Annotated in this window: 19 protein-coding genes; 6 read left to right on the top strand and 13 right to left on the bottom strand. The window is 72.1% G+C overall.

The genetic code is table 11. The features are described 5' to 3' along the window. Positions 1–87 precede the first annotated feature (87 nt). The 5 genes from AB0937_RS30505 (at position 88) to AB0937_RS30485 (ending at position 5,264) form a co-directional block, all read left to right on the top strand. The gene (locus AB0937_RS30505; protein WP_366716130.1) at positions 88–729 is read left to right on the top strand and encodes a PAS domain-containing protein; all 642 of its coding nucleotides are present in this window, start codon (positions 88–90) and stop codon (positions 727–729) included. 159 nt (positions 730–888) lie between these two features. Continuing rightward, a complete protein-coding gene (locus tag AB0937_RS30500) occupies positions 889–1,383 on the top strand; it encodes an FBP domain-containing protein (protein ID WP_366716129.1) in 495 nt (164 codons plus the stop codon). A 120-nt stretch (positions 1,384–1,503) separates the two neighbouring features. Beyond that, the gene (locus AB0937_RS30495) at positions 1,504–2,757 is read left to right on the top strand and encodes an FUSC family protein (RefSeq protein WP_366716127.1); all 1,254 of its coding nucleotides are present in this window, start codon (positions 1,504–1,506) and stop codon (positions 2,755–2,757) included. Between the two features lie 46 nt (positions 2,758–2,803). After that, on the top strand, positions 2,804–3,952 hold the full coding sequence (locus AB0937_RS30490) for a hypothetical protein (protein WP_366716125.1): 1,149 nt from the start codon (positions 2,804–2,806) through the stop codon (positions 3,950–3,952). Positions 3,953–4,073: 121 nt separating this feature from the next. After that, the gene (locus AB0937_RS30485) at positions 4,074–5,264 is read left to right on the top strand and encodes a lactonase family protein (RefSeq protein WP_366716193.1); all 1,191 of its coding nucleotides are present in this window, start codon (positions 4,074–4,076) and stop codon (positions 5,262–5,264) included. Here AB0937_RS30485 and AB0937_RS30480 read toward each other — a convergent pair. Together AB0937_RS30480 and AB0937_RS30475 are read right to left on the bottom strand one after the other, a co-directional pair. After that, the gene (locus AB0937_RS30480) at positions 5,232–5,960 is read right to left on the bottom strand and encodes a DUF2470 domain-containing protein (protein ID WP_366716123.1); all 729 of its coding nucleotides are present in this window, start codon (positions 5,958–5,960) and stop codon (positions 5,232–5,234) included. The genes AB0937_RS30485 and AB0937_RS30480 overlap by 33 nt on opposite strands. Positions 5,961–6,044: 84 nt before the next feature. After that, positions 6,045–6,653, bottom strand: a complete 609-nt coding sequence (locus AB0937_RS30475) for a TetR/AcrR family transcriptional regulator (protein WP_366716121.1) — start codon at positions 6,651–6,653, stop codon at positions 6,045–6,047. 109 nt (positions 6,654–6,762) lie between these two features. Here AB0937_RS30475 and AB0937_RS30470 point away from each other — a divergent pair, with 109 nt between their 5' ends. After that, the gene (locus tag AB0937_RS30470) at positions 6,763–8,259 is read left to right on the top strand and encodes a cytochrome P450 (protein ID WP_366716119.1); all 1,497 of its coding nucleotides are present in this window, start codon (positions 6,763–6,765) and stop codon (positions 8,257–8,259) included. On the opposite strand, the gene AB0937_RS30465 is transcribed toward AB0937_RS30470, so the two are convergent. The 11 genes from AB0937_RS30465 to AB0937_RS30415 form a co-directional block, all read right to left on the bottom strand. Further along, the gene (locus tag AB0937_RS30465; protein WP_366716117.1) at positions 8,221–9,063 is read right to left on the bottom strand and encodes a pentapeptide repeat-containing protein; all 843 of its coding nucleotides are present in this window, start codon (positions 9,061–9,063) and stop codon (positions 8,221–8,223) included. The two genes, AB0937_RS30470 and AB0937_RS30465, sit on opposite strands and share 39 nt — an antisense overlap. A 30-nt stretch (positions 9,064–9,093) precedes the next feature. Then, positions 9,094–10,005: an RNA polymerase sigma factor SigJ gene (gene sigJ, locus AB0937_RS30460; RefSeq protein ID WP_366716115.1), complete on the bottom strand. Its 912-nt coding sequence runs from the start codon at positions 10,003–10,005 to the stop codon at positions 9,094–9,096. 33 nt (positions 10,006–10,038) lie between these two features. Beyond that, positions 10,039–10,773 (bottom strand): PIG-L deacetylase family protein, encoded by a 735-nt coding sequence (locus AB0937_RS30455; protein ID WP_366716113.1) that lies wholly within the window; start codon positions 10,771–10,773, stop codon positions 10,039–10,041. Positions 10,774–10,988: 215 nt separating this feature from the next. Beyond that, positions 10,989–12,290: an alpha/beta fold hydrolase gene (locus AB0937_RS30450; protein WP_366716111.1), complete on the bottom strand. Its 1,302-nt coding sequence runs from the start codon at positions 12,288–12,290 to the stop codon at positions 10,989–10,991. 108 nt (positions 12,291–12,398) lie between these two features. Beyond that, positions 12,399–13,424, bottom strand: coding sequence for a LacI family DNA-binding transcriptional regulator (locus AB0937_RS30445; protein ID WP_366716109.1), 1,026 nt, complete (start codon positions 13,422–13,424; stop codon positions 12,399–12,401). A gap of 87 nt (positions 13,425–13,511) precedes the next feature. Beyond that, entirely contained in the window at positions 13,512–14,936 is a 1,425-nt protein-coding gene (locus AB0937_RS30440; RefSeq protein ID WP_366716107.1) for a BNR repeat-containing protein, read from the bottom strand. 16 nt (positions 14,937–14,952) lie between these two features. Further along, on the bottom strand, positions 14,953–15,273 hold the full coding sequence (locus tag AB0937_RS30435; RefSeq protein ID WP_366716105.1) for an L-rhamnose mutarotase: 321 nt from the start codon (positions 15,271–15,273) through the stop codon (positions 14,953–14,955). Positions 15,274–15,289: 16 nt separating this feature from the next. Beyond that, the gene (gene rhaS / locus AB0937_RS30430; protein WP_366716103.1) at positions 15,290–16,372 is read right to left on the bottom strand and encodes a rhamnose ABC transporter substrate-binding protein; all 1,083 of its coding nucleotides are present in this window, start codon (positions 16,370–16,372) and stop codon (positions 15,290–15,292) included. An 80-nt stretch (positions 16,373–16,452) separates the two neighbouring features. Then, positions 16,453–17,445 carry an ABC transporter permease gene (locus AB0937_RS30425; protein ID WP_366716101.1) on the bottom strand — a complete coding sequence of 331 codons (993 nt, stop codon included), beginning with the start codon at positions 17,443–17,445 and terminating at the stop codon, positions 16,453–16,455. After that, positions 17,438–18,478 carry an ABC transporter permease gene (locus AB0937_RS30420; RefSeq protein ID WP_366716099.1) on the bottom strand — a complete coding sequence of 347 codons (1,041 nt, stop codon included), beginning with the start codon at positions 18,476–18,478 and terminating at the stop codon, positions 17,438–17,440. The genes AB0937_RS30425 and AB0937_RS30420 overlap by 8 nt, the downstream gene beginning before the upstream one ends. Beyond that, the gene (locus AB0937_RS30415) at positions 18,475–19,992 is read right to left on the bottom strand and encodes a sugar ABC transporter ATP-binding protein (protein ID WP_366716098.1); all 1,518 of its coding nucleotides are present in this window, start codon (positions 19,990–19,992) and stop codon (positions 18,475–18,477) included. The genes AB0937_RS30420 and AB0937_RS30415 overlap by 4 nt, the downstream gene beginning before the upstream one ends. Positions 19,993–20,059 lie beyond the last annotated feature (67 nt).

Here is a 20,059-nt window from a genome sequence, read left to right as displayed (position 1 = left end):
GCGGACCGGCGGTCCTACATGATTGTGTAGTGCGTGCGGCCGCTCCGCTCTTGCGCGGGAGCGGCACGGCGTGAAAGGAGCCGACGCGTGGACCTGGCCCGGCAGGAGGCCGTGACGTGGCGCAACCGCGCGCTGCTGCTGTTCGACCGGGTCGCGATGCCGGTCGCGGTGTGCGACGTGTACGGGGCGGTGCTGCTGGCCAATCCGGCGATGGCGGCGGAGTGCGGCAGGACGCCGGGGCAGCTGCGCGGACGCGATGTGCTGGACCTGTTCAGCCCGCGCGAGGCGACCCAGGTCGAGCGGATCGCCGAGGCCCTGCGCCTGCGCCGCCGTTCCCGCTACCAGGTGTCGGTGCGCTGGCGGGCCCCCAATGGCGCGGATCGCTTCGGCGAACTGACGGCGGATCCGGTCAGCGACACGGCGGAGGACACCCCTGCTCTGCTGGTGATGCTCCGGGTGGAGTCCGAACGCGTCCCCTCCCCCGTCCCAGCCGTCGATCAGGCCCGGGTCACACCGATGGAGACCCGCGTCCTGGCGCTCCTGGCCGCCGGCGCCACCACGGCCCGGGCGGCCCGCGAGACGGGCCTCAGTGCGGACGGTGTCACCTACCACCTGCGCCGTCTGTCGTCCCGCTGGGGTGCGTCCAACCGCACGGAACTGGTGGCCCGGGCGTACGCGCTGGGGGTGCTGGCGCCCGGGGCGTGGCCGCCGCGGGCCGCGGTCGGCTAGGGGGTTTCTGACGGATCTCCGGCGACGCCACGAAGATCCGTCACAGGCACCCCGGGCCGGACGGAAATCCGGTCGCCCTCGGCGACGCGACTGTCTAGTGTGGCCCCGCCGCCAAAACCTAGGACCCCTAGGTTCGCGAAGACGACTTCAGGAGTTCCCATGCAGCCGCTCACCGAGCAGGACGTCCGCGCCTCCTTCATCAACTGCTCGAAGGGCGAGGCCAAGCGTCTGACCGTGCCCCGGGACCTCGACGAGCGGCCCTGGGACGATCTCGACTTCCTCGGGTGGCGGGACCCGGGGGCACCCGACCGCAGCTATCTGGTGACCGAGCGGGGAGGGCGGCTCATCGGCCTCTCGATGCGGTTCCAGGTCGCGCAGCGCGGGTTCCTGCACCGCAGCATGTGTTCGCTGTGCCTGACGACGCATCCGCGCGGCGGGGTCTCGCTGATGACCGCGCGGAAGGCGGGGCCGGCCGGCCGTGAGGGCAACTCCGTGGGCGCGTACATGTGCACCGACCTCGCCTGTTCCCTGTACGTACGCGGGAAGAAGGCGCCGGAGGCGGGGTCCCGGTTCGAGGAGAGCCTCACCGTGGAGGAACAGATCGCGCGGACCAGGAGCCAGCTGTCCGCCTTCCTCGACAAGGTGTCCGCCTGAGCTCCTCGGTCGCCCGCGCTGTGCCCCGGCACTAACGTCCTTCGTGAGCGTCCTTCATGGAAGTGATGGATGTGTGCGACGGATCCGTTCGATACGCCGGGGAAGGGGAACAGCCCGAGGATGCGAGAGGTACGTGAGTGGACGGCGCACGCCGAGCGGATCGTGAGGAAGCGTCGTGATCCGGTGGTCGTCCAGACGGTGCGGTCCGCGACCGCGGCGACGATCGCGTACGTCATCGCGCTGCGGCTGAGCCCCGAGCCGGCCCCGCTCACCGCTCCCCTGACGGCACTGCTGGTCGTCCAGGTGACCCTGTACGCCACGATCACCAACGGCTTCCGGCGGGTGAACGCCGTGGTGACCGGCGTCCTCGTCGCCATCGCGTTCAGCCTGCTGGTGGGGCTGACCTGGTGGAGCCTGGCGCTGCTCCTGGTGGCCTCGCTGGCGGTGGGACGGCTGGTCCGGGTGGAGGAGTACGTGCCCGAGGTCGCGATCAGCGCGATGCTCGTCCTCGGTGTCACCAGCGTCGGGGACACCGCCTGGGCCCGGGTGGTGGAGACCCTGATCGGCGCGTCCGTCGGACTCGCCTGCAACCTGCTGCTGGCTCCGCCGGTGTGGGTGGAGGAGGCGGGCGAGTCCATCGAGGGCCTCTCGCGCCGGCTGCGGCAGCTGATGCTGCGCATGGGCGAGGAGGCCGCGGGCGGCACACCCGTGGACCGCGCGGAGAGCCAGCTGCACGAGGCGCGCCGGCTGGACCACGACATCGTCGAGGTGGACGCGGCGCTGCGGCAGGCGGAGGACAGTCTGCGGCTCAACCCGCGCGTGCAGGACAGCGTGCTGCACCGGGTGGTGATGCGCACCGGCCTGGACACGCTGGAGATCTGCACGGTGGTCCTGCGCGTGCTCGCCCGCTCCCTCACCGACCTCGCGAAGCAGCGCGAGCCCGAGCCGCTGTTCGAGGCCGAGACGGGTGCCGCCCTGGAGCAGGTGCTGTCCGAGATCGCCGACGCCGTGGTGAGCTTCGCGGTGCTGGTCACCACCCATCTGAGCGCGAGCGCCGAGTCGGCGGAGGAACGTCTGGCCGCAGAACTGCGCACCGCCGCGGGCACCCGCGACAAGCTGGCCCTGCTGCTGCGCGAGGAGGCCGAGCGCTCCCCCGGGCACTGGCAGCTTCCGGGGGCCGTGCTGACGGAGGTCGACCGCATCCTCGACGAACTCGACACCGAGCACCGCACCCGCCGCCTGTTCGAGGAACTGGACCGTGTGTCGCGCGAGCAGCGGGCCCGGATGCCCCGTCTGACGCGGCTGCGGGAGCGGCTGGGCGTCACGGAGCAGATGTGGCGGAACCGCGCGGGGTTCGGTGGGCGTTCTCGCTGAGGGAAGCGCCGGCAGGGGGCCGGCGCCTGATGCGAGGGGCGGGCCGATGGCCGACGTGCGGATCGACGGGAACACTCTGCGGCTGCCGGGCGGGGTCGCCGTGCGGTTCATCCGCACACTGCGCCTGCCGGAGACGGGCACTCATCCGCTGCCCCCGGGCCTCGGCGAGTTCCCGGTGCGGCGCGTCGCGGACTACGCGGACCGGGTCCCCGGCGAGTGGCGGGCTCGCGGCGGTGTGATGCTGCCGGTCTATCTGCGCGAGGCGATGTGGCTGAGCTTCGCGGGCACCTCGGAGCCGGCCGCGCTGCAGGTCGGCGTCGGCAAGGTCTGCGCGGTCTCCGGCCGGCCCTGGAGCGACCGGCCGGCACGCGACCCGCAGAACTATGTGGTGCTCCCCCGCCAGCCCTGGCTGGACGGCATCAACTCCGGCACGGGCACGGTCCGGCAGTTCGTGGCCGTTCCGCTCGGTCTGGGCGCCACCGTCGAGGGGCAGGTCACCGGCGAGGAGGTGTGGGGCGGCGTACAGCTGCAGTCCTTCGCGCTGAACGACCGCGAGCTGGCGCGGTGGCGTGCCGAGGAGCGGCTGCGGGCGGAGCGGGAGCGCTCCGCGCCGCCGGCGAGCGGCTACGGCGCGGCGATGCCGGGCGGCCTGCCCACCGCCGGGTCCGGCGGCTACAGCGCGTCGATGCCCCCGGCCGCCCCGCCCGCTTCCGCCGGCTACGGCGCCCCGATGCCCCCGGCGGCTCCGGCCGCGCCCGGGTCGGTTCCGGCGCCTGCCGCCGGTGCCGTTCCGGCGAGTCCGCCGCGCGCGGCCGCCGCGATGGGTCTGGGTGTCGGCGGCTCCATGCGGCAGGAGGTCTACCAGGACGAACGGCCGCTCACGGACTGGTCGCGGGAACCTGCCGGGCGGGTGTTCGTGCACCTGGTGACGCCGCCGGAGTGGCGCCGCATCACCGGCGAGGCCGCACCGCCGTCGCCGGTGGACCGGGCCGCTTACACCCGGGCCGGCCTGCCCTGGTTCGACTACTTCGACCAGGACGCGGAGGACCTCGCCCCCACGGACACGCTCCAGTCCGTCAAGCCGGTCGGCGACTGGCTCGGCGACGACCACGAGCCCTGGCAGCCGCCGGCGCCTGGGCAGACGCAGCAGCTCAAGGACGCCCCGGGCGCACCGGTCCAGGACGGGGACTGGTAGCCGTCCCCGCGCGTGACACCTGCTGCCGTTGTCTGCACCCGACGGGGTTGTTTGCACCCGACGGGCGGGAAACGACAAGGTGGCTGTCACGACCGGGACGAGGGACGACCTGAGGGGCGACATGGACAGGGGCGGCTGGAGCAGGCGCCGGTTCGTCGGCGCGCTGGCGGGCGGGGCGGCCGTGGCGGCGTTGCCGTCCTGCGGCGGCGCGCCCGCCCCGGCGTCGGATCCGGCCACGGCCCCTGAGGCGAGTACGAGCCCGTCGCGCGGGGCCCGCCGCCCCTCCGGGCCCCGCCCGCTGTACCTCGGCACCTACACCTCCGCCGAGGGCGGCGGCACGGGCGTCGGCCTGGCTACGTACGACCCGGGGACGGGCCGGATCACCGGCGCCGGCACGATCGGTGGTGTCGGCGACCCGTCGTACCTGGCGATCCACCCGGACCGCCGCACGCTGTACGCGGTGGACGAGCGTGACGACGGTGCCGTGACAGCCGTCCGGCTGTCCGACCGGAAGGTGCTGGGCAGCCGGAGCACCGGCGGGGCCGCCCCATGTCATCTGTCGGTGCATCCGGGCGGGCGCTGGCTGCTGAGCGCGAACTACGGCTCGGGCAGCGTGGCCGTGCATCCCATCGACGCCTCGGGCGCCCTCGGTGAACGCACCGACCTCGTGCGGCACTCCGCTCCGCCGCCCGGGCCGGGCCAGGAGGGCCCGCACGCCCACCAGGTCGTCACGAGCCCGGACGGCGGCCATGTGATCGCCGTCGACCTGGGGACGGACACCGTCCACTCGTACCGGCTGGACGAGAAGGCGGGCACGCTCACCGAGGTCGCGCGCGCCCGGACCCGGCCGGGCGCGGGTCCGCGCCACCTCACGTTCCATCCCGGCGGCCGGTACGCCTACCTCGCCAACGAGGTCGACAACACCGTGGCGGTCTGCTCGTACGACAAGACCTCCGGCCGGGTCACCGTCGGCGGGGCGCAGTCCACGGGCACGGGCCCGGGCAGCAGCTACCCGGCGCAGATCCTGGTGACCGCGAACGGCCGCTACGCCTATCTCGCCAACCGCGGCCACAACAGCCTCACCCGTTACGCCGTCGAGGCGAAGGGCGCCCGGCTGCGGCTGCTCGGCACGGTGCCGGTGGGCGGGGACTTCCCCCGTCAGATCGCCTTCTCACCGGAGGGCACGCTGCTGTTCGCCGCCAACCAGAAGTCCTCCACCGTCACCGTCTTCCACGTGGACGAGGGCGGCGGACTCCGGCGCACAGGAGAATCGTTCCCCTCACCCGTCGCCGTCTGTGCGCTGCCGCTGTAGGGCCCGCGGGCACGACGCGGCGGCGGCCTGGCCGAGCAGGACGTGCATGCGCTCGGTGAGCTGCGCGACGTCGTCGGCGGGCGCGTGGAAGGCGAGGCGCACGTCGCCGTGGGCGCGGACCCGTTCGATGCGCAGTGTCAGGCCGTGCCGGTCGACGGCGAGCGGCTGGACGCGGACCGCGCCGTGCAGGCTGTCGGAGTCGACGAGCCGGGTGAGCCGTTCGACGGCGTCGGCGTGGCAGTCGGCGAGGTGCGTCAGCAGCCGCGCCTCCGCCGTGGTGAGCGGGTCGGGCCCGGCGGCGGCGAACTCGTCGAGGTCCACGACCACGGAGCCGGACGGCTGCCGCAGCACGACACGGGTGGGCGTGAAGGCGAGCCGCTCGCCCTCGACGGCGAACCAGCCCGCGAGCCACAGCCGGGCGCGGATCCGGTTGCGGACCGGAACGGGCGCGGCGTCGGCGAACTCCAGCACCGCGGACGGCTCACCGCGGGGCGCGCAGATCACGGCCGCGAGCAGGGCGCTGTCCCCGGGCACGTCCACGAGCACCCGGCCGTCCTCGCCCACGGTGTGCGCGCCGACCAGTTCCTCCCGTGTGCCCTCCGCGGTCACGGAGCAGGACCACGCGGCGGCGAGCACCGAGCGCGCCCGCTCCGCCGCGGCGGGAGCCGCCGTCCAGCTGTGGCTGTCGTCACCCATCCCAGACCTCCTTAGGTAAGCCTCACCTAACCTATCGAAGTTCCGGGTGTGCGCCAACCACGGCACGTCCCCTTTGCGACACGTTCAGGGTGTGAGCACGCCCAGCAGGGCGCGTGCGCAGAGCTCGCGCACCTGCGCGCGGTCCAACTCCGCGCCGCGCAGCCACTCCAGGCAGACGCTCGTGGTGAACGCCAGCCAGCCGCGCACGGCCAGCCGGACCTCCGCCCGCTCCTCGAAGGCGGGGCCGAACTCAGGATCGGCGGCGAGCGCGGCGAGGATCTGCCGCTCCTGCGCACCCAGGGCCCGCTGATAGACCCGCCGCACCGCCTGGTCCCCGGCCGCGTCGGCGCGGTGGAAGGCGCGGTATCCGTGCGCGTGCGCCTGGACGTACTCCAGGAACGTGTCAAGACCGGCGGCGAGTTGCTCGCGGACCGGGACGCCGGGCACCGCCGCCGTCATGCGCAGCATGCGCTCGCTCTCACGCTCGACGACCGCCGCGAAGAAGTCCCGCTTCGTCGGGAAGTAGTGGTACAGCAGCCCGCGCGACACCCCGGCGATCTCGGCCACCTGCTCGATCCACACGTCGTCGTAGGGGCTCTCCGAGAACAGCCGCGCACCGACGGACAGGAGCTGCTCCCGGCGCTCCTCGGTGCTGAGCCGACGGCGCGTGCGCCCGCCCTGGTTCGCGGCCATGCCCGCACTTTACTTGACGTCGGTTCAGCAACGGGCCCAGACTGAATCGCGCTATTGAACCCACGTACAACACGTGCGAACCCGCTGCCGGATCAAGGGAGATCGCGTCATGACGGAGGCGCCGACACGGACCGGGGAGCCCAAGGGCTTCCGCAGTGCCGAGCTGGGCTGGCCGGCTCTGGACCGCATCCCGCACCCGCCGCGCCGCATCCCGCTGCTCGGGGACGTCCTGGGTGTCGACCGGCGCACTCCGATCCAGGACTCGCTGCGCTACGGCCGTCAACTGGGCCCGGTGTTCCGGCGCAAGGTGTTCGGCAAGGAGTTCGTGTTCGTGTGGGGCGCCCGGCACGCGGCCGACCTCGCGGACGAGTCCCGGTTCGCCAAGCACGTGGGGCTCGGCGTGGCCAACCTGCGGCCGGTCGCCGGGGACGGCCTGTTCACGGCCTACAACCACGAGCCCAACTGGCAGCTGGCCCACGATGTGCTCGCCCCGGGGTTCAGCCGCGACGCCATGGCCGGCTACCACCCGATGATGCTCTCGGTCGCGCGGCGGCTGACGGAACACTGGGACCGGGCGGCGGCGACGGGCCGGGCGGTGGACGTGCCCGGCGACATGACCAAACTGACGCTGGAGACGATCGCGCGCACCGGCTTCGGGCACGACTTCGGCTCGTTCGAGCGCTCGCGGCCCCATCCCTTCGTGACCGCGATGGTCGGCACGCTGACGTACGCCCAGCGGCTCAACACCGTGCCCTTCCCGCTGGCCCCGCTGCTGCTGCGCGGCGCGAGCCGCCGCAACGCGGCCGACATCGCCCACCTCAACCGCACGGTCGACGAACTGGTCCGGGCGCGGCAGGCCACCGGCGGCGGCGACGGCGATCTGCTGGACCGCATGCTGGAGACGGCCCACCCCGGCACCGGCGAACGGCTGGCGCCGCAGAACGTCCGCCGCCAGGTCATCACGTTCCTCGTGGCCGGGCACGAGACCACCTCGGGCGCGCTCTCCTTCGCCCTGCACTACCTCGCCCGCCATCCCCGGATCGCCGCCCGGGCCCGCGCCGAGGTGGACCGGGTGTGGGCAGACACGGCGGAGCCGGCCTACGAGCAGGTGGCCCGGCTGCGCTACGTCCGCCGCGTGCTGGACGAGTCGCTGCGGCTGTGGCCCACCGCGCCCGCGTTCGCCCGGGAGGCCCGGGAGGACACCGTGCTGGCCGGGGAGCACCCCATGCGGCGGGGCGCCTGGGCACTGGTGCTGACGCCGATGCTGCACCGGGACCCCGAGGTGTGGGGCGAGGACGCCGAACGGTTCGACCCCGACCGCTTCGACGCCTCGGCCGTACGGTCCCGGCCCCCGCACACCTTCAAGCCGTTCGGGACGGGCGCACGTGCGTGCATCGGGCGGCAGTTCGCGCTGCACGAGGCCACGCTGGTGCTCGGACTGCTGCTGCGGCGCTACGAGCTGCGGGCCGACCCGGGCTACCGGCTGCGCGTGACGGAGCGGCTGACGCTGATGCCGGAGGGCCTGCGCCTGCACCCCGAGCGCCGCGCCCCGGTGCGCGAGCCGGCCTCAGACCTGCGCAGTCCAGTGCCCGGGGCGGGTGACTGACCCGGGCAGCCGCGTCCCGGCACTGCCCCGGGCCGCATTCAGCTGCGGCTGGGTGAGGAAGAACGCCCCGGTCAGGTCGGCGTCCGTGAGGTCCGCGTCGCGCAGGTCGGCACCGATCAGGTCGGCTCCCCGCAGGTCCGCTCCGGTGAGGTCGGCGGCGATGAGGTAGGCACCGCGCAGATTCGCACCCCGCAGGTCGGCGCCCTTGAGCCGGGCTCCCATGAGGTCCGCACCCCGGCGGTTCTTCTTGCGGCCCTTGAAGCCGGCCCTGGCCAGTTCACTCGACCTCAGCAGCAGGACGTTGACCTCCTGCCGGTGGGCCGCCACGTCGAACCCGGCGAGCTCCTCGGGGCTCCCGCCGGTCAGTTCCCGGGTCTGCTCCAGGGCCTTGCGCAGCTCGGGGTGGACCGGACGGGCCGCCGGCAGGGTGAGCGCCTCGGTCAGATACCACAGCAGTTCGTGCAGCTGCCGGACCACCGGGAACACCTCGAACATGCGGCGCGCGTCCTCCGGTGGCCCGGTACGCCAGTCCCGCCCGCCGAAGGTGATCTGCGAGACCTGCTGCCCGGCACCGAAGCAGTCGTAGACCGTGCAGCCGGTGAATCCCTTCTGCCGGAGCCTGGCGTGGATGCCGCAGCGGTGGTCCTCACGGAGGTTGCGGCAGGGCGTGCCGGCGGCCTTGTCGACCGCGAAGTCGGCCGAGGCGGCGAAGGGCAGGGCGACGCAGCACAGTCCGAAGCACCGCTCGCAGTCGCCCCGCAGTTCCGCCGGTCCGGCCTGGTGATCTCGCATGCCGTTCAGCATACGAAACGACCGGTGACGGGCGAGTCACGGTCATGCCGCCGGCCCGGGGACCTCCAGGAGCTCCAGCCGTTCGGGGTCGGCCAGGACGTACATGCCGGTGATCCGGCCGTCGGCGATCGTGACGCCCATGACCGACTGCACCCGGCCCCCGGACACGTCGATCATCCCCACCGAGCCGTTGATCAGCACCAGCTGCGCGGAGCGCACGAACGGGGCGAACATGAGCGCCTGTTCCGCCACTGCCTTCGCGCCCTGGACGACCTTGGACGCGGCCGCGCCCCGCATCAGCGTCCCCGAGTCGGCCCGCAGCACCACGTCCGGGTGCAGCAGTCCCAGCAGCGCCTCGAAGTCACCGCCGCGCGAGGCGGCCAGGAAGGCGCCGAGCACCTGCTTCTGCCGGCCGAGGTCCGGCTCGGCCGAGGGGGTGGCGCCCCGCACCCGGCGGCGGGCCCGGCTCGCGAGCTGCCGGGTCGCGGCGGGGCTGCGCTCCACGATGGGCGCGATGTCGTCGAACGGCACGGCGAACATGTCGTGCAGCACGAACGCCAGCCGCTCGTCGGGCGTCAGATTCTCCAGCACGACGAGGAGGGCCAGGCCCACGGAATCGGCCTGGAGCACCTCCTCCGCCGGGTCGATGTGCGACAGCGGCCGCAGCACCGGGTCGGGGACGAAGGCGCGGGCGGTGTCCTGGGTGTCGCCCATCGGTTCCTCGCGCCGCGCGGTGCGCGAGCGCAGCAGGTCCAGACAGACCCGGCCGGTCACCGTGGTGAGCCAGCCGCCGAGGTTGCCGATGTCGTCCGCGTCGGTGCGGCCGAGCCTCAGCCAGGCCTCCTGGACCGCGTCCTCCGCCTCGGACAGCGATCCGAGCATGCGGTAGGCCACCGCTTTGAGACGCCCCCGGTGTTCCTCGAACCGCCCGGCCAGTTCCTCGCTGCCTGTCATGCTCTCCCCCGTCAACCGCCGGTCGACCGCTGGTCATCTGCTGAACAGTTCGAACGCCACCGCCGGCCTGCCCCCGAACCGCTCCCCCGTCGCCTCGGCGTTGCGGGTCAGGAAGCCGCGTGCGTACGTCTCTGGATCCTCGCTGGTCAGCACCTCGATGTACGTGCGGTGCTCCAGCAGGGAGCGCACCGCCCGTTCCATCCCGGCCGTCGCGTCGACCGCGTGCGTGGGCGTGCTGGAGCCGGCGACCGCGACCCAGCGCACGCCGTCCCAGGGGTCGAGGCCCTGTTCGATCAGCTCGGGGAAGATCCACCGGTTGCCGGCGTCGCCGGCCGCGTCGAGCGTGGCCCGGCCGACGGCCACGTGGTCCGGGGTGTTCCAGGCGACACCGCCCCAGGTGTCGCGGTGATTGAGCGTGATGACCAGCTCGGGCCGGTGCCGGCGGATGGCGGCGGCGATGTCGCGGCGCAGGGCGGTGCCGTACTCGATGACGCCGTCCTTGTGGTCGAGGAACTCCACCTCCGACACGCCGACCACGGCCGCGCTCGCCCGCTGCTCCTGCTCGCGCAGCGGCCCGCACCGCGCGGGGTCCAGCGTGTCGATGCCCGCCTCGCCCCGGGTCGCGAGGACGTAGACGACCTCGCGGCCCCCGTCGGTCCAGCCCGCGATCGCCGCCGAGCAGCCGTACTCGAGGTCGTCCGGATGCGCCACGACCGCGAGGGCACGCCGCCAGTCGCCGGGCATGGGCTGCAGTTGAGTGGTCGTCATGTCAGCAGACTAGCGCCGCGGCAGGCCACGTTCGCCCCGTCGCGACGCCCGGCACGCCCTCTCGCCGCACCGGCCGAAAGCCCGAGAACGCCCCGTACGAGAGCTTCCGGCCGGCACGCCGAGAGCACGCACCGGACGCCGCTCCGACACGGGCAAACGCTGCCTGCCGCAGCACTGGTCCGCGCCCCCGGCGTGACGGGCTCCGCGGCACGAGATCACGCCTCGCCCCGCACGAGCGCCAGCAGCCGGTCGAGGACGCGGGGGCCGCCGGCGCGGATGCCGTCGTGCTCGAACTCGTCCGTGACCCAGGTGCGCAGGCCCCGGATCGCACGGGCGGTGCGCAGCGAGTGGGCCGTGTCGACGTACATGTCGTCGTGGTAGACGGCGGCCACGACCGGCACCGTGTTGGCGGCGAGACGGGCCGGGTCGTACAGGGGCGTCCAGTCGGTGCGGACGGCGAGCAGGTCGGCGGTCTCGCGCAGCGGGCGCAGCGCGGGGTCGCAGTCGAACATCCAGGGGTGAATCGATTCTCCGGTGAACAGCAGGGGCTCGTCTCCCGCGAGGGCCTTGGCGGCGTCGAACCGGGGGAACTCGGCGCGGACCCGCTCGGCCGACCAGGCCGTGGGCCGGGCGTCCTGGCCGTAGATCGACTCGTGGACCAGGGCGTACAGCGGGTGGCGGGCGTAGGAGAGCATGCCCTGCACCTGCTCCTGGAACGCGTCGGAGAGCGCGCGGCCCTGCGGGGTGCGGACGAAGGCGTTCTCGAGGAGGTAGTGGAGGCGGTGGCTGCCGTCGCCGGTGCCGAGGGCGATGCCGAGGGACTGGAACGCCTCGACGGTGAGCCGGTAGCCGTTCGGCAGGACCACGTCGTGGTCGAGGAGGTGGCCGGCGATGCGGCGGGCGCGCTCGGCGTCCTCGGGGTAGCGGGCGTAGTGGGCGGTGACCTTGCGTTCGATGCGCGGGAAGGCGGCCCGGTACACGTCGTCCGCGTGCGCGTCCAGTGAGGGCAGCCCGCCGGTGACGACGGCGGTGGCCAGGCCTTCGGGGGCGAGGGACAGGTAGCTGGTGACGCAGAAGCCGCCGAAGCTCTGGCCGAGCACGGTCCAGGGCCTGCCGCCGGTGAGCCGGGTGCGGATCGCCTCGCAGTCGCGGACGATCGAGTCGGCGCGGAAGTGCGTGAGGTAGCCGGCCTGCTCGGCCGGGCCGCCGCGCAGCGGGAGCGTCTGCCGGTTCGCGGGTGTGCTGTGACCGGTGCCGCGCTGGTCGAGGAGCAGGACGCGGTACTCCTTGAGGGCCCTGCCGAGCCAGCCGGGCCTGCCGACGGAGCGGTCCGCGCCGAAGCCCGGCCCGCCCTGGAGGTACAGGAGCCAGGGGAGGTCCTGGTGCGTCTTGTCGCTGGCGACGACTTCGCGGGCGTACAGCTCGATCGTCTCGCCGTCGGGGCGGCCGTGGTCGAGGGGGACCGTGAAGCGGCGGTCGGTGAGGACGACTCCGGGCTGGCGGTAGCTGACGGTCAACAGGGCTCCCGGGACGGACGGATTTTCGGACCGCGTCCCAGTTCATCACAGGGATCACCGGTGAGGAGGCCCTTCGATCATGAAATCTTGCTGAACCGCCGTTCAGGCTCAGCGAGCCGACAGGCTGGAGCGGCGGACCACCAGCTCGGGCTGCAGGACGACCCTCCGGTGCTCGTGCGCGCGCGCCGCGCCCTCCTCCTCCGTCTCCTCCAGGAGCAGCTCGGCGGCCATGGCGCCCATGGTGACGGCGGGCTGCCGTACCGAGGTGAGCGGGACGGCGGCGGCGGCGGCGAACTCGATGTCGTCGTAGCCGACGATGGCGAGGTCGTCGGGGACACCCACACCGGCCGCGTACATGGCCTGCAGGACACCGAGGGCGAGGAGGTCGTTGGCGCAGAACACGGCGGTGGGCCGGTCCGCCAGCCCGAGCAGCCGGGCCCCGGCGTCCCGCCCCGCGGCGACGTCCAGCCGTTCGGTCGGCAGCTCACGCAGCGCGTCGGGGCCGAGCCCGGCCTCGGCGAGCGCTTCGAGGGCGCCGGTGCGGCGGTCGCTGACCTGGTTCAGGCCGGGCGGGCCGCTGACGTAGGCGAGCGAGCGGTGCCCGGCGTCGACGAGGTGCCGTACGGCCAGGGCGCCGCCCGCCACGTCGTCGACGGAGACCGAGCACTCGGTGGTGCCCTCGGCCACCCGGTCGACCAGGACGAACGGGATGCCGTGCCGGCGGAACGTCTCGATGTTGCGGCCGGTCGCGTCGGCCGGGGTGAGCAGCACGCCCCGCACCCGCTGCTCGGCGAAGAGCGACAGGTACTCGGCCTCCTCGCCGGGGTTCTGGGCGCTGTTGCAGACCATGACGCCGAGTCCGGCCTGCCGGGCGGCACGCTCGGCGCCGCGCGCGACGTCGACGAAGAAGGGGTTGCCCATGTCGAGGACGAGCAGCCCCATGATGCGGCTGCGTCCCGCGCGCAGCTGGCGCGCGGACTCGCTGCGGACGTACCCGAGCCGGTCTATCGCGGACAGCACCCGGGCCCGGGTCTCGGTCGCGACCGTGTCCGGGCGGTTGATCACGTTCGAGACCGTGCCGACGGAGACTCCGGCGACGCGGGCGACGTCCTTGATACCCACCGACTGGGCCATCGGGCAGGGACCTCCAGAGGGAGACGAGGGGGCGGCGGCCGGGGCGGCTTCACATTACCGGCACGCCGCCCCGGGAACCGGTCGCGGTCACGCGGGCAGCCGGAAGTCGACGACGTGCAGCGCCGAGGGGGTCGTCCCGGTGGACCTCTCCTGGTACATGAACGACAGCACACCGTCCTGCGCGACCCGTGTCTCGTCGATGACGACCTCGCCGAAGGCGTTGAGGCCGCTGCCGTCGAAGAGAATCTTCCAGTCGGTGTGTCCCGAGGCCGCGGAGGCCCCGGCGATCCGGCCGAACGGGAAGACCGCGTACGCGTTGTCGTACTTGTCCAGGATCAGCTTGGTGCGCTGGCTGGAGTTCAGCGGGACCGGAATCTCGGTCTTCTGCCAGGTGCCGGAGGCGTTCTTGCGGACGTGGAAGGCACGGCCGTTGGCGGTGCGGTCCGCGACGTAGTTCGTGGTGCACTGACCGAAGCGGCCGGGCACGTAGGAGATGATCGCGTGCGGCCGGCCCGCGGAGTCGGTGAACTGGCTCTCCTGGTTCATCAGGGAGTGGTCGGGGTTGAGCGGGTCGATCACCAGGCCGGCGTCGGTCACGGACACCTTGTCGGAGCCGCCGGTGACGCCGACGACCGTGCCGGCGTCGTTGCGCCAGGTGCGGCCGCGGTCGTCGGAGTAGACGTAGCCGGTGTCGTGGTTGGTGATGCCGCCGCTGCCGCACATCACGGCGCCGTTCTGCTCCCGCCAGGTGAAGAAGGAGTGCAGCCGACCGTTCCGGTCGTAGTCGATGCCGTGCAGGTACATGTTGCGGGCGGTGGAGGAGCCGTGCTCACTGGTGTACGTGCCGGTGGAGCTCGACCACTCACCGAGGTCGGTCCACTTCGTGCCGTCGTACTCGGCGAGGGCGTTGCGCCCGTTGCCGGAGACGGCGACGCGGTAGCTCAGCTGGAGCTTGCCGTCGGGCGTCGACACGAACTGCGGATAGGTGAACTGCGAGGTGAGCGCCACCCCGTCCAGGGTCGGCTGGGGCGCCCCGAAGCGGCTGGCGGTCCAGCTCAGCCCGGCCGGGTTGTCCATCAGGCCCGCCACCGACTTGACGTAGGTGAAGCCGTCGCTGTGGGAGTCCATGGTGAGGTGCAGGCGGCCGTCGATCTTGGAGACGCCCATGGAGATGACGTTGTGGGAGTCGTCGGCCTTGAGCGTGTGCCCGGCCTTCACGGTGGACCAGGTGCTCCCGCCGAGGGCGCGGCGGCCGACGACGGCGTTGCGGTCGGCGGTGTACCAGACGGCGTACTGATAGCCCTTGTAGGTCAGCAGGCCGTTCTTCTGGAACGCGTTGTTGTTGACCAGACCGTCGTACGACACGAAGAAGATCGCCCGGCCGTCGAGGGTGGTGGTGCCGGTCCGGGTGACGGAGGGGCCGGGGCCGGTGGCCCGTGCGGTGCCGGAGGCCAGGGCGGGGGTCACCGCCGCCCCCGCGAGGGCGGCGGCCAGCAAGGTACGTCTGTGCATCTCGTGGACTCCATCGTCATGCGAGGTGGAACACTTCCGTGAGCGGTTTCATGGCCTCGTCGGGCCGGGCGCCGTCCAGCGACTCGAAGAACGGCGCCATCTCCGCCTGCCAGCGGGCGTTGACGTCGGTGGCTTCCATGCCTGCCCGGGCGGCGGCGAAGTCCTCGGTCTCCAGGTAGCCGACGAGCAGTCCGTCCTCGCGCAGGAAGAGCGAGTAGTTGTGCCAGCCGGTCTCCGAGAGTGCCGTCAGCATCTCGGGCCACACCGCGGCGTGCCGCTCGCGGTACTCGTCGAGGCGGTCCGCCCGGACCTTCAGCAGGAAGCACACGCGCTGCATCAACGATTCTCCAGGATCAGAAGTCGAACTGGTCGATGTTCTTGGCGTCGAACACGGTGGGCTTGCCGAGGCTGATGACGCCGTCCTTGCCGATGGTGTACTCGCCCATGGAGCCGGCCTTGAAGGTCTCCCCCTCCTTGCCGGTGATCTGCCCGGAGGACAGAGCGACAGCCGTGCGGGCGGCCAGTTCGCCGAGCTTCGCCGGGTCCCACAGCTCGAACGCCTCGACGGTGCCGTTCTTGACGTACTTGCGCATGTCGTTCGGGGTGCCGAGGCCCGTCAGCTTGACCTTGCCCTTGTACGTGGAGCCCGACAGGTACTGGGCGGCGGCCTTGATGCCGACGGTGGTCGGGGAGATGATCCCCTTCAGGTTCGGGTGCTCCTGGAGCAGTCCCTGGGTCTGCTGGAAGGACTGCTGGGCGTCGTCGTTGCCGTACGCGGTCTTGACCAGCTTCATGTTCCTGTACTCGGGCTTCTTCAGCTCGTCCTTCATGAAGTCGATCCAGGTGTTCTGGTTCGTCGCGGTCTGCGCGGCGGACAGGATCGCGATCTCGCCCTGGTAGCCGATCTGCTCGGCGAGCAGCTGCACCTCGGTGCGGCCGAGGTCTTCTGCGGAGGCCTGCGAGACGAAGGCGTTGCGGCAGCCGGCCGTGGTGTCGGAGTCGTAGGTGACGACCTTGATGCCGTTCTTCATGGCCTGCTTCAGCGCGGTGCACAGCGCGCCCGGGTCCTGCGCGGACACGGCCATCGCGTCGACCTGCTGCTGGGTGAGCGTGTTGACGTAACTGACCTGCCCGGCGGTGTCGGTCGCGCTGGACGGCCCGACCTCCTTGTAGCGGGACCCCAGCTCCTTCAGCGCCTTCTCGCCGCCCTTGTCGGCGGAGGTGAAGTACGGGTTGTTGACCTGCTTGGGCAGGAACCCGACGGTGAGCCCCTTCTTGGTGGCCGCGTCCGGATCGGCCTTGCCGGCGGTGGCTGCGGACGCCCCTTCGTTCGCCACGTCCTCCTTGGTGGTGCCGCCGCAGGCGGTGAGCGCGAGCGCGAGGGAGGTGGCGGTGGCGAGGGCCGCACAGCTGCGGCGGACGGTGGACTTACGCATGTCGGTTTCCTTTGAACGAGGTTGAGGGGAGCGCCCTGAAAGGGGCGCGGGGAAATGCGCGACCAGCCACAAACCACCGGTCAGCCGGAAGATCGAGCACGCACCACGGCGATCTGCCGAGCCACCCGAGGCCCGAGTACGGAAAGCACCAGCAACACACCGGTGACGACGATCTGCGACTGCGCGGAAACGTCCTGGAGGCTCATCACGTTCTGCAACGCCCCCAGCAGAAACACCCCGGCGACAGCACCGCCGAGCGTGCCCTTGCCGCCGTCGAAGTCGATACCGCCGAGCAACACAGCGGCCACAACCGACAGTTCGAGCCCCGTCGCGTTGTCATACCGCGCACTCGCGAAGTGCAGCGCCCAGAAGATCCCGGTCAGCGAGGCCATCAGGCCGGTCAGCGTGAACAGGATCAGCTTCTGCCGCTTGACCCGGATCCCGGCGAACCGTGCGGCCTCCTCACTAGCGCCGATCGCGAACAGCGACCGCCCGAACGGTGTGGCGTGCAGCGCGACCACGGCGATGGCGAGCAGGACGAGGAACGGCAGGAAGGCGTACGGGAGGAACGTGTCACCGATGCGCCCGGACGCGAAGTCCAGGTACTGCGGGGGGAAGTCGGTCACCGCGTCGGACCCGAGCACGATCTGTGCGATGCCCCGGTAGGCGGCGAGGGTGCCGATGGTCACGGCGAGGGACGGCAGCCCCAGCCTGGTCACCAGCAGCCCGTTGACCAGTCCGCACACGACACCGAGCAGCAGGCAGAGCGGGATGATCGTCTCGATGGTCATGCCCTGGTTCCACAGGGCGCCCATCACGGCGCCGGACAGACCGGCCGTGGAGGCGACCGACAGGTCGACCTCGCCGGAGACGACCAGCAGGGTCATCGGCAGGGCGATCAGCGCGATCGGAAGGGTGTTGCCGATCAGGAAGGACAGGTTGAGCGCGTTGCCGAAACCGTCGACGAAGCCGAAGGAGAACAGCAGGACGACGACGAGGAGTGCGCCGACGGCGGAGTCCCACCTCTTCAGGCCGGACCAGCCGGCCGCCGGACGCAGGGAGCTGTCAGCCATGGCGGGCGTTCCTCTTCTTCAGGGCGGAGGCCACACGCAGCGCGACGACCCGGTCGACCGCGATCGCGAGGATGAGCAGGATGCCGTTGATCGCGAGCAACCAGACGGAGCTGACGCCGAGGGCGGGCAGCACACTGTTGACGGAGGTCAGCAGCAGCGCGCCGAGGGCGGCGCCGTAGACGCTGCCGGAGCCGCCGGTGAAGACGACGCCGCCGACCACGACCGCGCTGACGACGGTCAGTTCGTAGCCGTTGCCGGTGCCGGAGTCGACGTTGCCGAAGCGGGCCAGGTACATCGCGCCGGCGAGTCCGGCGAGGGCGCCGCAGAAGGTGTACGCGGCGAGGATCCGCTTGCGGACGGGGATGCCGGCGAGTCGGGCCGCCTCGGGGTTGGAGCCGAGCGCGTACAGCTCGCGTCCGCTGGCGAAGTGCCTGAGGTAGTAGGCGGTGGCGATGAGCACCGCCGACGCGATCAGCGCCAGGTACGGCACCGCCGAGATTCCGCCGGAACCGAAGTCGACGAATCCGCCGGGCAGATCGGCCGCGGTGATCTGGCGGGAGCCGACCCAGATGGAGTCGATGCCGCGGATGATGTAGAGCGTGCCGAGGGTGACGACGAGCGCGGGCACCTGGCCGAGGCTGACGAGCAGTCCGTTGAGCAGTCCGAAGCCGATCCCGAGCAGCACGGCCAGCGCGACCGCCACGACGGGGTCTCCGCCGCCCTGGAGGTACGTGCCGGCGGCGAACGCGCCGATGCCGAGCGTGGATCCGACGGACAGGTCGACGTTGCGGGTGATGACGACGAGGGACTGGCCGGTGGCGACCAGGACCAGGATCGTCGCGTTCAGCAGCAGGTCCTTGATGCCCTGTTCGGACAGGAACTCGCGGTTGCCTGCCTGGGTGACGGCGATCATCACCAGGAAGACGACCAGGATGGCGAGTTCGCGCATCTTGAAGACGCGGTCGACCAGCCGGGTTCCGCTCGACCTGGGCACGTCGGCCACGGGGGCCTCCTGCGGGGTCACGACCGTCATACGGCGGCCCTCCCGGTGGCTGCGGCCATCACGGTTTCCTCGGTGGCGTCGGAGCGGGGTATCTCGGCGGTGAGCCGGCCCTCGTGCATCACCAGCACGCGGTCGGCCATGCCGAGGATCTCGGGCAGGTCGGAGGAGATCATCAAAACGGCCACGCCGTCGGCGGCGAGCTGCGACAGCAGCCGGTGCACCTCGGCCTTGGTGCCGACGTCGATGCCGCGGGTCGGCTCGTCGACGATCAGCACCTTCGGGCCGGTGGCCAGCCACTTGGCGAGCACGACCTTCTGCTGGTTGCCGCCGGAGAGCGTATTGACGGTGTCGGCGATCCGGGCGTACTTCACCTGGAGCTTGACGGCCCAGTCGAGGGAACGGCTGCGCTCGGCGCCGCGGTCCATCAGCCCGGCCCGCACCGTCGTACGCAACCCGGTGAGGCCGATGTTCCGCTCGATGGACATGTCCATCACGAGGCCCTGGGCGCGCCGGTCCTCCGGGACCAGGGCGAGTCCGGCGGCCATGGCGATGGAGGGCGCGCCGTTGACCAGGACCTTGCCGCGGACGGACACCTCCCCGGCGTCCCAGCGGTCGATGCCGAACACGGCCCGGGCGACCTCGGTGCGTCCGGCGCCGACGAGTCCGGCCAGTCCGACGATCTCGCCGTGCCGGACGTCGAACGACACGTCGGTGAACACCCCCTCGCGGGTCAGCCGGCGCACGCTCAGGGCGACTTCGCCCGGCTGCACGTCCTGCTTGGGGTAGAGCTCGTCGAGGTCGCGGCCGACCATGCGGCGCACCAGGTCGTCCTCGGTCATGCCCTCCAGGGGCTCGCCGGCGATCCAGGCGCCGTCGCGCAGGGTGGTGACCCGCCGGCAGATCTCGAAGATCTCCTCCAGCCGGTGGGAGATGAACAGCACGGCGGCGCCCTGGTCGCGCAGGGTGCGGACGACGCCGAAGAGGCGGGCGACCTCGCTGCCGGTGAGGGCGGCGGTCGGCTCGTCCATGATCAGGACACGGGCGTCGAAGGAGAGGGCCTTGGCGATCTCGACGATCTGCTGGTCGGCGATGGACAGACCGCGGGCGGGCCGGTCGGGGTCGAGTTCGACCCCGAGGCGCTTCATCAGGGCGGCGGTCGCGTTGTGGGTGGCCTTGTGGTCGATCCGGCCGAGGGCGCGGCGCGGCCGGCGGCCCATGTAGATGTTCTCGGCGATCGACAGGTCGGGGAAGAGCGTGGGCTCCTGGTAGATCACGGCGATGCCGGCGTCGCGGGCGTCGCCGGGCCCGTGGAAGGTGACGGGCGCACCGTCGAGCAGCACCTGGCCGGTGTCCGGGCGGTGCACGCCGGCGAGGGTCTTGATGAGGGTGGACTTGCCGGCACCGTTCTCACCGGCGAGTGCGTGCACCTCCCCGGGGAAGAGCTCCAGGGAGACGTCCCGCAGTGCGCGGACCGCGCCGAAAGACTTGGAGACGTCCCTCAGCGCGAGAACCGGGGCCGGACCCGTGGTGGACGGGTGGGTCATGAGGGCTCCTCGACGACGCCGGCGGGTCGGCCCTCCTGGCGTCGTGAAAGGTTTCAACTGGGTTGCC

This window comes from Streptomyces sp. NPDC047880, assembly GCF_040706515.1.
Lineage (GTDB): Bacteria > Actinomycetota > Actinomycetes > Streptomycetales > Streptomycetaceae > Streptomyces.
This window is presented reverse-complemented; position numbering and strand designations above follow the sequence as displayed.